Origin of the sequence: Coprococcus intestinihominis (assembly GCF_040096555.1) — a bacterium.
Lineage (GTDB): Bacteria > Bacillota > Clostridia > Lachnospirales > Lachnospiraceae > Coprococcus_A > Coprococcus_A intestinihominis.
On the sequence record NZ_JBBMEK010000054.1, the window covers coordinates 1 to 14,810 of the forward strand.

A 14,810-nucleotide genomic window follows, 5' to 3' on the forward strand; every position below is an offset into this window, starting at 1 on the left:
CTATATGGGGGCTACAAAACTTCAAACAATTTTTAAGCAGTATCATGATTGTACAATAACCCAATATATTCAACAACGCCGTATGAGTCAAGCTGAAATTCTTCTAGCAAACACTGATTTAAATATAGGTTTAATCGCTAGAACTGTCGGATATACTAAAGCAAGCCGTTTTTCAGAACTGTTCCGAAGAAGTACAGGGCTTCTTCCAGGTGAATTTAGAAAAGTAGCACAGCAAAAATAAAAAAGATGAACGGGTGTTTATTTTCTCATTATAACACCCGTTTCATCTTTCTTATTTTTATTAAATACATTGCTCAAAACCCAAAAATCGTTTTACAGTCTTAACAAAACGTGCATTTTCTTCTATAAAGCAAAAATGACCACTATTCTCAAATACGATAACTTCTTTCCCATTAATTTCTTCACATAATTTTAAAGCATATTTTTTTCCTGTCGTTTCTGATTCATATTTTTCGTTACCACAAATGACTAATGCTGGGATTTTATTCTGATTGAGCTTTCCACTAAAATCAAATGGGGGATTGATTGTCGTATTGAGATTGATCATCACTGCCATGGTTACATACTCTGTATCTAACTGTTCTAAATTCTTTTTATCATAAAACATACTTCCGAACATAGCTTCTGATTTAATAAATTTTGTACACCATTGATTTGCTTCTTCCGGATTTTTTGGAGGAATATTCCTAATAAAACTGCTAATTTTAGGTGGTGTAGCTTCATATTTTGTTGATAAGGAAGAAACAAAAATAATACGATTTATTTTTTCCGGAAAATCACACATAGCCTTTAATCCCAACACGCCACTACAGGAATGACATACAATATCTACTTTTTTCCCTGGTGCAATATATTCAATTAATCTTTCTAATTCTTTAGAAAAATCATCCCATTTATAATTCCCCAAATCAGTTTTTATCTGAGAACGTCCGCACCCTCTAGGATCATAATATATAAGCGGTCCCTTTTCAGCAAGAAAATCCATATATGGTTGTAGATATGTAGATGCCATACCCAATCCCCCTGGCAAAACAAATGTCGGCACCCCTTTTCCGGCTTTGTTTAATATCTTATACCAAATATTAAACCCTTCTATATTTATAATCTTTCCTCCTCCATTTAAAATAGCTTTTCGATCACACGCTTTTTTAGGCATAAAACGATTTTTGATAAATAATACGCTTCCGCACAAAATCAAAATAAGTAAAACTGTTACAGTTCCAATAATCACATTCTTTTCTCCTTTATCAACGTAGCTCTGACAATTCGATTGTTTTTTTTTCTACATATTCTATTACCTCCGCTTTCCCAATCTCCTTACCTATCTGTTTCCACAAACGACATACCTCTAATCCTTGCTGAATTGTATTATCAAAAAATTGATTTTCTAATATTTTTTCTCTAAATTCTAGCAATGTATATCTAACTCCTGAAGGCCATATTTTTTTATATATATATTCCTGATCTACATTGTCTTGGTGATTAAGAATGGTTGTTACCGGCATTTGATTTTCCCACAACCCCTTTGTTTGCTCACGCGTAATCTGAGGCATAGATGCATGCCATAACACCAAACCATTAGTATCTGTAAGCATAAGAGTTCCGCTATCTGTAATCATAGATATACGTTGAAGCAAATACAAATTATCAGGATTTTTAGGGTCTAAGCAGTTAAAAACTCTAAGGCTAATTGGCAAATCAGAAGTTTTAAGTTCAATTGTCACAAACGGCTCATTCGGAACTTGGATACTTTTTGCTATTACTTGAACTCCAGTCAAACCACCTACAATCTTACCAATTATATCAATTGTAGAATATAATACTTGTATCGTACAATCTACACTTAAATGTCTTATGGTAGTCATTGCAAACACCTTTCTTGCCGAATTTATGAAATATCTAACATTCGGAAGCCCCGCATAAAATCCGTTTACTTGATATCTACACATTGAATTTCTTGCTATTTTCATACATTGTATATAATCATCAAGATGCACTGGTTGCTCTTGAATTACCGAAATTCCTTTTTCAAGCAAGCCTAGTGCTAATTTTGTTCCTTCTCCACCTACTACAGAAGACCGTACCACTACACATGCCATATCAACATCCTTTTTTGATAATTGATTTATATCGGTGTATAACGGAACCCCATATTTTTTAGCGCATTCTCTCGCATGATCGCTTCCCCTTGCGAGAATTCCAACTAATTCAAAATTCTCTCTATCCCCCATGATTGCTTCAAGATAAAACTTGCCAAATCTCACTCCACATACAATAACTTTTATTTTTTTCATACTATTCCTTCTTCTAATTCATCAAACGAATCTATAAAACTATACATTTCTATTGTTTGATTTTTTATCAATTTTTCCATTGTTATTTTAGGATTTAGTACTTCCCATGTCCATTTTACTCCCGGTTGAATACTCCCTTTCAAAATTTCTTCTGCTATAATCGCACTTATGTTTCCACTTATTTCATAACTCCCCCTACTCTGTATTACAATTTTTACTCTTTGTTTGATATTATCCTTAATTCCCTCCATTACTATAGCCATAATATACCAGGGTAAAACTTGTTCTTCCCCATTACTATAATATATCATTTTTTTTACAACTTCTTCAAGTGGTTCATTTTTTATTAAATCTACACAACTTTTCTGTAGTATACCAAGCAGATTTTTATTTGCAACAGCATTATACCAATGTGCCTCTTTTAATCTTAATTTTTTAGCCACACTCTTTGTTTCAAGATTCATGTATGGATTAAATACATAGCCTTTTGGAAATTCATTTTTTAGTACGATTTCAATAATATTCTCCTGAGATTCTTTTACTATTGCATCATTCAAATAATATTTCCCATTCCAGCCAAATCCATGTATAGAACTTAAAAGCATATCAGCGCATGCCCCAAAGCTATATTTTTCTTCTCCCCCTGAAACTAACCACATTTTTTCTGAAATATCAAAAAATTTATCATGTACCCATAAAGGAAGTATTCCAGATAACCCTGGAAAACATCCGGCTCCTAATACACAACTATTTTGTACTTCTTTTAATCCATTTTCTATCAAATTTATACCAAATGCATCAACATACGATATCTTCAATTGGTTACATATATTCGCTATTATATCTCCTACTTGATACGATGATCCGGCACAATTAATTATCACATCACATCCTCTACAAAAATCACGTAAACTTTCTTCTGCAAAAATATTTACCTTTTGAAATTCAACATTGGATTCCTCTTGAAATTCAGAGGGGCAGTGTCGCTGCCCACACCGTATTTGATATTTACGTTTCAATGCAGTGTACGCAGCTTTCCCTACCATTCCAGAAAATCCAATAATTCCTATTTTACCGTCATTCATTTTTATTCCTCCAAAATAAATTCAGCAATTTCTTTAACATGCGGCTCTTTCATACACGTAAAATGATTCCCTTCAATCGATATATAATTCAATTTTCCAAAGGTAATTTCTTTCCAAAACGCTTCATTATCCCCTTCTGCAACAGGCATAAAAGCAGAGGATTTATCTCTACATCCTAATGCCGTAACATCACCAACAAATGGTGCTGCTCCATATAAAGCAACTCCTTGAAAACTCTTGCAAAATACATCGAAAAGTATTTTCAGTCTCTGCTCCTGATAAATTGTCATACTTTCTAAAATTTTAGGAATATTTTTATAAATATCATTCAAACGTTCTTCTTTTGACTTTTGAGCCAATTCCCTAAAACATTTCCCTACCGATTCATACTTCCCTGATAACGCGCACAACTGTTCCATTGTAATATAACCTTCTGTTTCTTCAAACAGCATAAATAGAGCCTCTTTCAAAAGATTTTCATCACTCCAATGCCCTGCTTTTTCTATATCTGCTCCAATAAGCATTCCAAATGTTCTTTCCATAAGTAATTCATTGTTCATTTTATAATTACACGGTGTTGTATCAATAGCAATAATCCGTATTTTACAATTATTTTCTATAAGCACTTTCGCAGTCTCTAGCGCAATTAACCCTCCCATACAGTATCCAACTAATGTAAATTGTTTATCTCCTGTCTTTAACAGTTCTTTTCCATACTCTTGTCCCAGTTCGTAAATCAAATTTTCCGACTCATATGATAAATACCTACTTTCATCGCCATAAACGACCCCATATAGTTTACTTTTTCTTTTTGTATTACTTTTTAAATAATTCAGCAATGCATCATACGGTGTCAAAGTTCCCGTACCGTCATGAAAAAGAACTATGCTAGTATCTCTTTCTCCCTTCTCTAAAAATATAAGAGAGTCATCAACCACTTCCACATTTCCCGTGCTTTGTATTCCATCACTTAATCTCTTTGCAATAGACTCAATTGTAGGATTTTTTAAAAGTTCCAACATAAGTGCATCCCATTCTAATGACTTTGCCTCCTGTATATCTTCTCTCATAGCCGCCACTACCTGCGCTGCTAAGAGAGAATCTCCTCCTATTTCGTAGAAGTTTTCATCTCTCCATATATGCTTTCTATTAAGCACCTTTTTCCATATCTTTGCTATAGATTTCTCAATTTTTCCATGCGGAGGTTTGCCAACTTGAGATTCGACTTGTGTAGAAAATTGAACATATTCCTTTAACAGATTTCGATTTATCTTTCCATTCTTTGATAACGGTATTGCCTCCAATATGTCAATAGTATCTGGAACCATATACTGAGGAAGTCTCCTCATAACATACTCTTTTAATTCATCTGTAGTGACTCTACTCGAATCATTTGAAAATTGTCCGACAAAAACTGCTTGATTTACATAAGACAGTGTATCATTTTGAGATGGATATGCAACCGCAACATCTATATTGGCAACTTTAAATAAATTCTCCCACTGTTCACGTTCAAAAAATACCTGCTCATTGTCTTTTCTAAAATCTTCAAAATCGGATAAACCATTATGAAACTCCATCGATGTTAACAAAGAATAATTTTCTCCTGTCGCATCTACAACGACAATACTTCCTCCCGGAATTCCCATTTCACTCAATTTTTTCATAACTATTGGACCATTTTTCGCATTATGTAAAACATTAGCCGATAATATTAAATCATATTCATTTGTTTTCAGCCCTTGCTTATGGTAATCCTCATTAATATCAAATAAAGAATACTTTATCCAATCATATTTGCTAAATCTATGCATTGCTTGATTTAAAAATGATTTTGAAATATCTGTAAATATGTATTCTACATTTTCCTTTTCCAAAGCTGGTATCAGATCAATACTTGTTCCTCCCACACCGGCACCTATTTCTAAAATTTTAAAAGTTCTTTTTTCTCCCTTCTGTCTAAATTTGTGAATAATTGCCAGAATCACTTCTACAATAATTGAGTTCGTGATTCTGCTCATAAGATTATCGTGATAAGCTGCCTTAGCAATTTTAAAATCACCTTCTGGGAAAAATAAATCCATTTGATCTACTTCACCCCTTAAAATTTCTGTCAACTGACTACTACTTGCTTTAAAATAGTCTAGTAATATATGTCCATAATTTATATCTGCCTCTATTCTTCTCCATTGTTTCCAAGCTTCTTCAGAAATCTGTTCTGCATTATAAACACCATTCAATTCATATCTATCTTCTGAATATAATATTATATTTTCTCTTTGTAACGCATTAATCCATCTCTTAATCAATTGATAATATTTTTTTTGCGCTTTTGTTAATTGCAATATTTCTTCATAAGTATACTTATGGCAATCAACGAAAATTCCCATGCTTTGAAATGTTTTCAAAATGTCAAAAATGCCTGCACGTGCAGAAGCCTTTGCCCATTCTGCAAATTTTTTTCTATCAACATGACTAGATGCTCTATTTCCTGCCTTTAAGCATATGTCACGTAAATCTTCCTTTTCTACAATTCCATATCCTGTATTTGCATAGTGCTTTTTCTTAACAAACGCATGTATACGCCCATTTCCTTCATTTGTATTAATAACCACCGCATCTTCAATTTGAGGATATGTTCTCAAAACCGTACTTATTTCATTAAGTTCAATTCGATGTCCTTTTATTTTTATTTGGTTATCTTCCCTGCCAAGAAATATTATATTTCCGTCTTCACGATATTTTCCTTTATCTCCAGTTTGATATAGTCGCTCATTCGTTTGTGGAAGGTTAATAAACTTTTCTGCTGTAAGTCCCTCAGATCGGTAGTATCCCTCTGCCAAACCATGACCGCCAATATAGAGTTCTCCTGTGACTCCATCTGGGCAATCTTCTAAACGTTCATTTAACACTCTAAAATATTGATTTGCCAATGGTTTCCCATATGGTATACTCTTTTCAAATATTTCTCCTTTTTCAACGCGATAGAAAATAGACCAAATGGAGGCTTCTGTTGCTCCTCCTAATGAAATCATTTCAACATTTGGTAAGATTTTATATAATTCAGTTGGTAATGTTACTGGAATCCAGTCACCCGATAATAATACCTTCCGCAAAGACAGGTCTGCTTTTTTATGTGTCTGTAAATAAGAAACTAACATCTGCATTACAGCGGGAGTCGAATTCCATATTGTAACTTTCTCATCATCCAAAAGTTTAACAAGATATTCAATATTTAATTGCCTGTTTCGTTTTGGCAAGATCAACTTTGCCCCTAATGATAGCGTACCAAATATATCATAGACTGATAAATCAAACGCCGGTCCTGCAATTCCTATCATAATATCATCTTTAGTGATAGAAAATTTTTTATTTATATCTCGTATTGTATTTATAGCTGCTTCGTGAGTAATAACAACACCCTTTGGAATGCCTGTGCTTCCAGAGGTATAGATGACATATGCCGGTTTTGAACAATCCATTTCATCTGCAATACTTCTCTGAGTTTCGCATACCAATTCCATTTCAGAAAAGTTTAAAAGCACAACATCTGATAATTTTCTTAACTCAGTAGCTAAACCTTGATCTTCACATATCGTTCTTTTTATTTGACCCTCTTTTATAATATCTAAAAGCCGATTTACAGGGTTTTCAGTATCCAAAGGAAGATAGATTCCTCCAGACATTAAAACTCCTAAGATTGTAGCAATCTGCCTACTACTCCTTTCCATAGCAATGGCAACTACTTCCCCCTTTATAGATCCTCTATTCTCTAAATTTTCCTTAATCGCAGTTGCCATACTATATAGTTCACCATACGTAATCTGTTTGTTATCTTCTATAATTGCTATATTCCTTGGCATTTTTGTTGCATTTTCAACAAAACGTGTATAAAGATATTCTGATGTCAGCTCCGTCTGAGTATTGTTAGTTTCTTTACGTATTTTTTCCATTTTATCAGGTAATCTCAAACTTGTTATTCTATCCAAATGTACTTCTTCTTTTGCTAAACTTTTTAGTATATCCGTAAATGTTTCAAAAGCATTTTCTATCATTCCTTCTGGAAAAATACCTTTTCTAACATCCCAATTGACCAAAAGTTCATTTTGTTGTTCAGATACTTGACAATCAATCCACACTTGTGGCGTCTGACTCATTTTATAAGTCATTTTCATTTTTCGATTACTTTTTTGCAATTTCCTTGCACCGATTGTGCTCGTAAAAACAACTGGCTGAATCGAATCTCGTCCGCAGCTATTTTTTATTTTTCTCAACACTTCAACTCCAGAAACAGACATATTTTCCATGTCTTTCCAAAGCATTGATTGTATAGATTTCGCAAATTCTTCAAATGTCTGAAATTGACTACTATCATCTATTTCCAAAATATCCGTCACTGTAAAATCGCCTACTATTTTGTTAATTTGCGGATGAATATCTGGTCGATTCAGCATAGTAACATTAAGACAAAATTTTTGCCTTGAGGACCATTTTGAAATAACTTTTGCGTACACGGCCAGAATTAAGCCAGTTAATGTTAATTTTGCCTTATGTGCAATTTTCTGTAAACATCCTGCTTGTTCCTTGGATATAAAATAATTAAATTGCTCGAAAGATGTCCCTTCACTCTCATCATCTATCTTATTGATAACAGGTAGCTCTGGTGCCGCCGGAAGTGTAGCAATTCGTGAGTTCCAATATTGTTCCGCTTTTCCCCGTGTTTTTTCTTTCTGTTTCTCCTGATACAGTAATATATCACGGAATGTTATTTCTAATGCTTCAATCTCTTGTCCAAAGTATAGTTGTTCCAATTCTTCTAAAATAACAGTAATACTTACAAAATCTGCAATTAACATATCAATAGAAAAATGTATAATTGTTTTATCTTTCAAAAGTGTAACTACCAAGTCAAAAAGCGGCCATGTTTCTGTTCCATATTGTTTTTCTGTGAGTTCTTTTCTAATTGTCAAAAATTTTTTTGCTGATTCTATATCATTTCGTAAATCATAAACTTTAATTGGTGGTAAGGAAAAATCTTTTAATGTTTTCTGTACACCTTTAGAATAAACCATAGTATGTAACATGTCATGTCTCTTCACAATTTCATGCCATGCTTTTTCTAATTTTGAAACATCCACTATTTCTTCTAATGTTAATTCTGAATATACCTTACAGCCAACTCCACCATATTCATAACCTCCTTGTTTTCCCACCAAATACGCAGCCTGTATATCAGTTAAAGGGAATTCTGTATATCGTTCTTCCTCATCATGATTTACAGACTTCATATTACTTGATAAGTATGCGATAAGTGCCTTCTTGTTATCTTTTAATTCTTTTTTTCGTTCATCCGTCATTGCTCCTTTAGGTGCTCTAAACCTCAACTGACCATTTTCTTCCCACAGAATAATTCCTGCCGCCTTATATTTTTCTAATAATTTTTTCATTGTTATATCATCCCTTCTTGATAATTAATAATATACTTTTTAACTTCTAAAACGCTTTCATTACCAGCAAGTTTAATGATTCTAGTAACTTTAAGATCTGATAGATGCAACAAATTCTTAAATTCTTCTAAAGTTCGCTCTTTTCCCCCACACATTACCCACATATTCAAATCCGCCATATACATTTCTGTATTTTCTCGCTTAGGAGTTTCTGGCATAATTTTCTCAATAATCAGAATTCTGGAATTCTCTGTCATAGCTTGTGCTACATTCTTTAATATTTGTATTGCCTCTTCATCACTCCAGTCATGCAATATTCTGGACATAACAAATATATCCGCCGAAAAATCAATTGGTTCAAAAAAATTACCACTATAAAACTTTACCCTATTCTCCATATTATAATTTTGCAGATTCCTAATTGCTTCTGTTTCGACAAATTGTAAATCCAGCAATATACCAAACGAATTTTTATAAAACTTTAACAACTTAATCAATATATTTCCTGTTCCACCACCAATGTCTACAATCTTTTTAATACGGAAAGGGGTTATTTCTGTTTCAAAATACGGCTGCAAATCTAAATCTTCACTATTACTGCTCATCATAGAATTGAATGTCCTATAATTTTGATAATTTGTTTCCTGCATATCAAAATATGCCTGTTTTTCAATTAATTTGTATGGAGCCTCTCCTGAATGAACTGCTTCATAAAGCTTTGCCCAATAGGGCATACATTGTCGTCCCGAAAATAAAAGTAATTCTCTCATTACCTTTCCATTTTTTTCAGAGAGTCTTTTTCCTAGTTGTTGCAGAGAATATTTTTCATCATGTATTTTCACAAATCCAAAAGCCTCTAATGTATTCATTAATCGTAATAATATATCTTTCCTTATATATAAACGTTCACTCAACTCTGATAAAGTTTGATCTTCATTTAACAACGTTTCGAATATTCCTAACTCACAGGATGTATAAAGAAAATACGATAATGAAAAACCTTGTATCATAGATAAAAGCATCTTGTCTTGTATATCCATTTTTCTTACCTCCCATCTATGTAAATCAGGACATTATACTTAGAATTGAGTTATGTCCTGATTTACATACTATTTAAATTAAATGGAACCCATATCCTCATATTCTGAAATATTCTTATCCAAAAGCGCAGCAATTTCACTTATCTTAGAATTAGAAAACAGACTCTGTAATGAAAGTTCTAGTCCCATTTTTTTATTTATGGCATTAACAAAACGAACTGCCATTAATGAATTACCACCATTTGAAAAGAAATCATCTTCTACACTTGGGTCTGCATATCCCAAAACATCTTCCCATATACTAGAAATTATCTTTTCTGTCTCTGTAGTAGGCATTTTTTTTCTATTTTCTTTTGTTTCGTTTTTTATTGTGTTCAACAATTCCTTCTTATCTATTTTATGATTAGGTGTTAATGGAATTTTTTTCAAATATATATATTCTGACGGAATCATATAGGCTGGCAGTCTGCTTCTCAACCAGTCATCCAATAATTCTTTTAGCTGCTCCTGGTTATCTGTCAACACTAAAAATGCAACTAGTCTATTATCGCTCCCCTTAATAACCACGGTATCTTTAACTGCATGGTTTAAGCGAATATAATGTTCTATTTCACCTAATTCAATTCGGTATCCGTTTACTTTTACTTGATAATCCTCCCTTCCTAAAAATTCTATATCACCACTTTTTAAATATCTTCCTATGTCTCCTGTAGCATACATCATCTCTCCTGGTACTTTTGGATCAGGTACAAATCGTTCTTTTGTTTTTTGAGGGCCATTCCAATATCCCTTAGCCACACCTTTTCCGGAAATAAATAATTCTCCTGGAACCATATCTGGGCATTCTTCCATACGTTCATTTAAAATATAAAATCTTTGATTTGCTAATGGTTTTCCATATGGTATACTTGTCTGAAAAAAACAACCTTCTTCTATCTTATAAATTATGGACCAAATTGAGCCCTCTGTAGCACCTCCCAAACTAAATATTTCAACTCCTTTTGTTATTTTCCGTATTCTTTCCGGCAAATCTACAGGTATCCAATCTCCACTTAGTAGTACCTTTCTAATATTCGTTTGAAATATTCCTTGTCCGTTTGCATATTCTATAAGCATTTCTGCAGAAGCAGGAACTGTATTCCAAACAGTAACATGATGTTGTTCTATCAACTCCAGCCATTTTCTAGGGTTTTTTATGTCAAATTGTTTGGGAATTACTATAGCTCCACCTACTAATAACACACCGAAAATATCAAACACAGATAAGTCAAAATTTAGATTTGACAATGCAAATACCCTATCCTTTTGATTTAAATCTATGCGCTCATTTACATCTAAGATAGTATTCATTACATTTTCATGTGTTATCATAACCCCCTTAGGTTCACCCGTTGAACCTGATGTAAAAATAACATATGCCAATTCTGAAAATACACTATTATCTTCATTACTTTCTACCGCTTGAACGCTCTCAATTGTAATCCAATTTTTATTAAAATTTGTCCCAAATTTCTCTTCGATACCCTTTTGGCTAATGATTGTACAAGCACCACTTTTTTCGAGTAATAATTTTACTCTTTCTTTTGGTAACGTTGCATCAATAGGTATATAGGCGCTCCCTGCTTTTAAAATTCCCAAAACCGCAACTACCTGTTGCCAACTTTTTTCCATAAGCACAGCAGTAATTTTGCCTACTCCCATTGGCGCATTTTTAATTGCTTTCATTAGTCCCGAAGATAAATCATCTACCTCTCTGTATGTTAGTACTCTTTCTTCTGATATGATAGCCGATTCCATGCCTGAACTTCGTACCTGTTTCATAAATAAACTTACTAAGGTATCTCTAGGTATATTTTTTTCCGTTCTATTTGCTCTAGTTCTTTCCTCCGATTTAGGTACTGTCAACATCTCCGAAACAGAAAAACTCCAATATTCTTTCCGACACAATTTTTTAAGTAATTTTATATAGCAGGAAAACATATCTTGAATCATCTGGTCTGGAAACAATCCGTCTACATAATCCCATGTAAGTATCAATTCTCCATTTCTCTCTGCTACCTGATGATCTAACCAAATCTGTGGGGTTTGCGATATACCATAGCCTATCGTCCCAAGATATTGATTGTCTTGAACATTTTCTTCTAATCCCAATCCACTGGTAAATACTACAGGCATTCTACCTCGTCCCGCTTCTATAGCTTCCAATTCTCTCTCTACATAAATTCCACTAACGCTAGAATGGCTTATGTCTTTCCACAATTGCTCCTGAACACACTTAACTCGGTACTCAAATTTCTCTTGCTTTCGCAAATCTATTCCAAGCAATGTCAGCGAGGTAAAATCTCCTATAATCTGTTGAACATCTTCGTGTATTTGAGTTCTATTAAATCTTGTTAAATTTATAGTCAATTCCTGCCTTTCACTCCATCGTGATAGAATCTCAGCATAGGTTGTAATTAGCAATGCGGCCGGGGTAATGCCTCTATCCTGTGCTAAGCCTTTTAAAGTTTCCCATTCCGCTATTGAAATATGATTTTCACATCTTAAAAATCTTTGTTCTTTAATTAGTTCTGGCAATGTCTGTAGTGGAAGTTTAGGCGCCTCTGGTAATTCTAATACTCTATTTTTCCAGTAGTCCACATCTTCTGCATACTTGTTCTTATCTTGAATTTTCGGTAAAGCAAGCAAATAATCTCGATAAGTTAATTTAATATCAGGTAAGTCAACCTCCGGATTTTCGTATAATTCTTTCCATTGACGAAACAGCATAAACATGCTCCAGCCATCAAAAATAATGTTGTTAAAGCTTATAAACAACTTAGTTTTGTTTCTATTTTTGATAGCTGCTTGAATATCAAAAAGCGGCCATTCTTCTAAGTTAAACGTTTGATGTGATAATTGGTTTCGTATTTCTAGTTCTTTAATTTCTATTTCTTCATCAGACACTCCTCTAAAATCATGGATTTTTATCACATATTTTGGTACCTCCTGTAAGACTTTCTGATATTCTCCACCATTTAAAACAATTGCACGCATCATGTCGTGATGATCTATTAGTCTTCTAAAGCACTTTTGAGCCAGATCAATATTCAACTCATCACATTCCATTTCAAAATAACAATGCGCATCGACATTTCCTAAAACATATCCCCCTTCTTTTCCTATCCAATATGCTTGCTGCACTTCCGTTAACGGAAATGGTTCAAACCGATTTTTCTCATCTGTCTCAAATATTTCCTTAGTTTGAACTGACTCGCTTAATTGTTTACCAATATATTCTGCCATTTCACTAAAATTTTGTTTCATAAAGACATTTTCAATTGAAAAATCAATATTAAAATGTTTTTTGATTTCTGCCGATAATTGAGTTGCTAACAGAGAATCCCCTCCCAATCTAAAATAATTGCTATCTCTGTAAACTTTTGTATTCAAGACAGATTTCCAAATAACTGCTAGTTTTCTTTCTATCTCACTCCACTTCTCTTCTGAATGATGTATTTCTATACGGTTTTCTTCTATATTTTCTAATTTTTTTACTAATAATTTTCTATCTATTTTCCCATTATTAGTAATCGGCATCATCGGTATTGGATAATAATTCTGTGGAATCATATAATCCGGAAGCCTGTCTTTTAAAAACTTTTTTAGCCCATTTAGCTTGTCCTGTGTACTTCCCCATTTATTGCAAGCTATATACACATACAATGGATATTCTTTTGTAAAATCTTCCTCTGGATATTTTTTAATAAATTCCATACCGGCAGAGTTAATTATTTGATTCCATTCATTCTTGTCTAAGACCATTCTTTTTGTATCTTTTCTTATATCTGTATATGCCTTTTTAAAAAATGCAGTCGAAAGATCTTCAAGTGGAAATGGAACTACCATTTCCGAAAACACCACACAACCATATTTTTTTAAAAGGTCTGATGCCATTCTTAATACGTTTTCCACATTAGAAAACTGGTGTAATGTATTATTAAATACAATTAAATCAAATTCGAGATTTAAAAGTTCAGGAATAATAATTGCTTCTAAATCCCCCACGACAAGTCTTACATTTTCTAAATCTCCAAGCTCCGTTTCTACTCGGTTCAAATAGTATCTTGATGAATCCAAAATCACATATTCTATATTTTTGAATTTATTAGCTAATGCTTTAGTTGCACTAATACTTCTAGCTCCCACCTCCAAAATTCTAATTTTGTTATTTCCATAATAATCGCAATAAGCATGTATTATTTTTTCGATAACCTCTATCGAGTATATACCACCTTTCATTTGAAGCGATACTTCATTTGGAGAAACAAAGTTCTCCTGCATTATAATTTCGTTTTTCCTTTCTTTATCATACCCTAACAATATATTAATATTTTCTATAAAAGGTGCCATAAATGTTTCTAGCAAACAATTTTTTTCCAACTTTTCATTAACTGAATTTGATTCTAAATTTGAAACTTCGTCTTTCCAGCCTTGTACTAATCTGTCATATTTTTCATGTATATCACTACCCCCTGTTTCAATTTTTTTTATTATTCTATTCAAAATATATTTTCTAAGATTTCTACATTCATCATAAAATTTAAAATCGTCTTTCGCCTCATATATTCCGATTTGTAACTCTCCAAAAATTTTTTCTTTTATATAATTTTTATTATCTTCTGTCCATTCCTGTCTATGATTTAATGTAACAACTGCCTCTAACTTTTCATTTTCCTTCATCCTTTGAACTATTACAAAACAGTCATCAATTTCCGGATATTCTTTTATCTTAGTCTCAATCTCTCCAAGTTCAATCCTATGACCTCTGACTTTAACTTGATTATCTTCTCGTCCCATAAACTCAAGTGTTCCATTCCTCCAATACCTTCCAGTATCTCCTGTTCTATACCATCTCTTCCCATACTTCATCACAAATTTTTC

7 protein-coding genes are annotated in these 14,810 nt (G+C 33.0%); 1 reads left to right on the forward strand and 6 read right to left on the reverse strand.

What is annotated here, in order from left to right; genetic code table 11:
* Positions 1-241: helix-turn-helix transcriptional regulator (locus WMO25_RS06135; RefSeq protein ID WP_349084617.1), on the forward strand; the 241-nt coding region annotated here is incomplete at its 5' end.
* Between the two features lie 60 nt (positions 242-301).
* Here WMO25_RS06135 and WMO25_RS06140 read toward each other — a convergent pair.
* The 6 genes from WMO25_RS06140 to WMO25_RS06165 form a co-directional block, all read right to left on the reverse strand.
* A complete protein-coding gene (locus tag WMO25_RS06140; RefSeq protein ID WP_349084618.1) occupies positions 302-1,252 on the reverse strand; it encodes an alpha/beta fold hydrolase in 951 nt (316 codons plus the stop codon).
* A 16-nt stretch (positions 1,253-1,268) separates the two neighbouring features.
* Positions 1,269-2,315 carry a Gfo/Idh/MocA family oxidoreductase gene (locus tag WMO25_RS06145; RefSeq protein ID WP_349084619.1) on the reverse strand — a complete coding sequence of 349 codons (1,047 nt, stop codon included), beginning with the start codon at positions 2,313-2,315 and terminating at the stop codon, positions 1,269-1,271.
* Positions 2,312-3,400 carry a saccharopine dehydrogenase NADP-binding domain-containing protein gene (locus WMO25_RS06150; RefSeq protein WP_349084620.1) on the reverse strand — a complete coding sequence of 363 codons (1,089 nt, stop codon included), beginning with the start codon at positions 3,398-3,400 and terminating at the stop codon, positions 2,312-2,314. Before WMO25_RS06150 ends, WMO25_RS06145 begins: the two co-directional genes overlap by 4 nt.
* A gap of 2 nt (positions 3,401-3,402) precedes the next feature.
* Positions 3,403-8,847 carry a non-ribosomal peptide synthetase gene (locus tag WMO25_RS06155; protein ID WP_349084621.1) on the reverse strand — a complete coding sequence of 1,815 codons (5,445 nt, stop codon included), beginning with the start codon at positions 8,845-8,847 and terminating at the stop codon, positions 3,403-3,405.
* A gap of 2 nt (positions 8,848-8,849) precedes the next feature.
* Entirely contained in the window at positions 8,850-9,887 is a 1,038-nt protein-coding gene (locus WMO25_RS06160) for a methyltransferase (RefSeq protein ID WP_349084622.1), read from the reverse strand.
* Between the two features lie 78 nt (positions 9,888-9,965).
* Complete coding sequence (locus WMO25_RS06165) at positions 9,966-14,726, reverse strand: non-ribosomal peptide synthetase (protein WP_349084623.1); 4,761 nt, start codon at positions 14,724-14,726, stop codon at positions 9,966-9,968.
* Positions 14,727-14,810 lie beyond the last annotated feature (84 nt).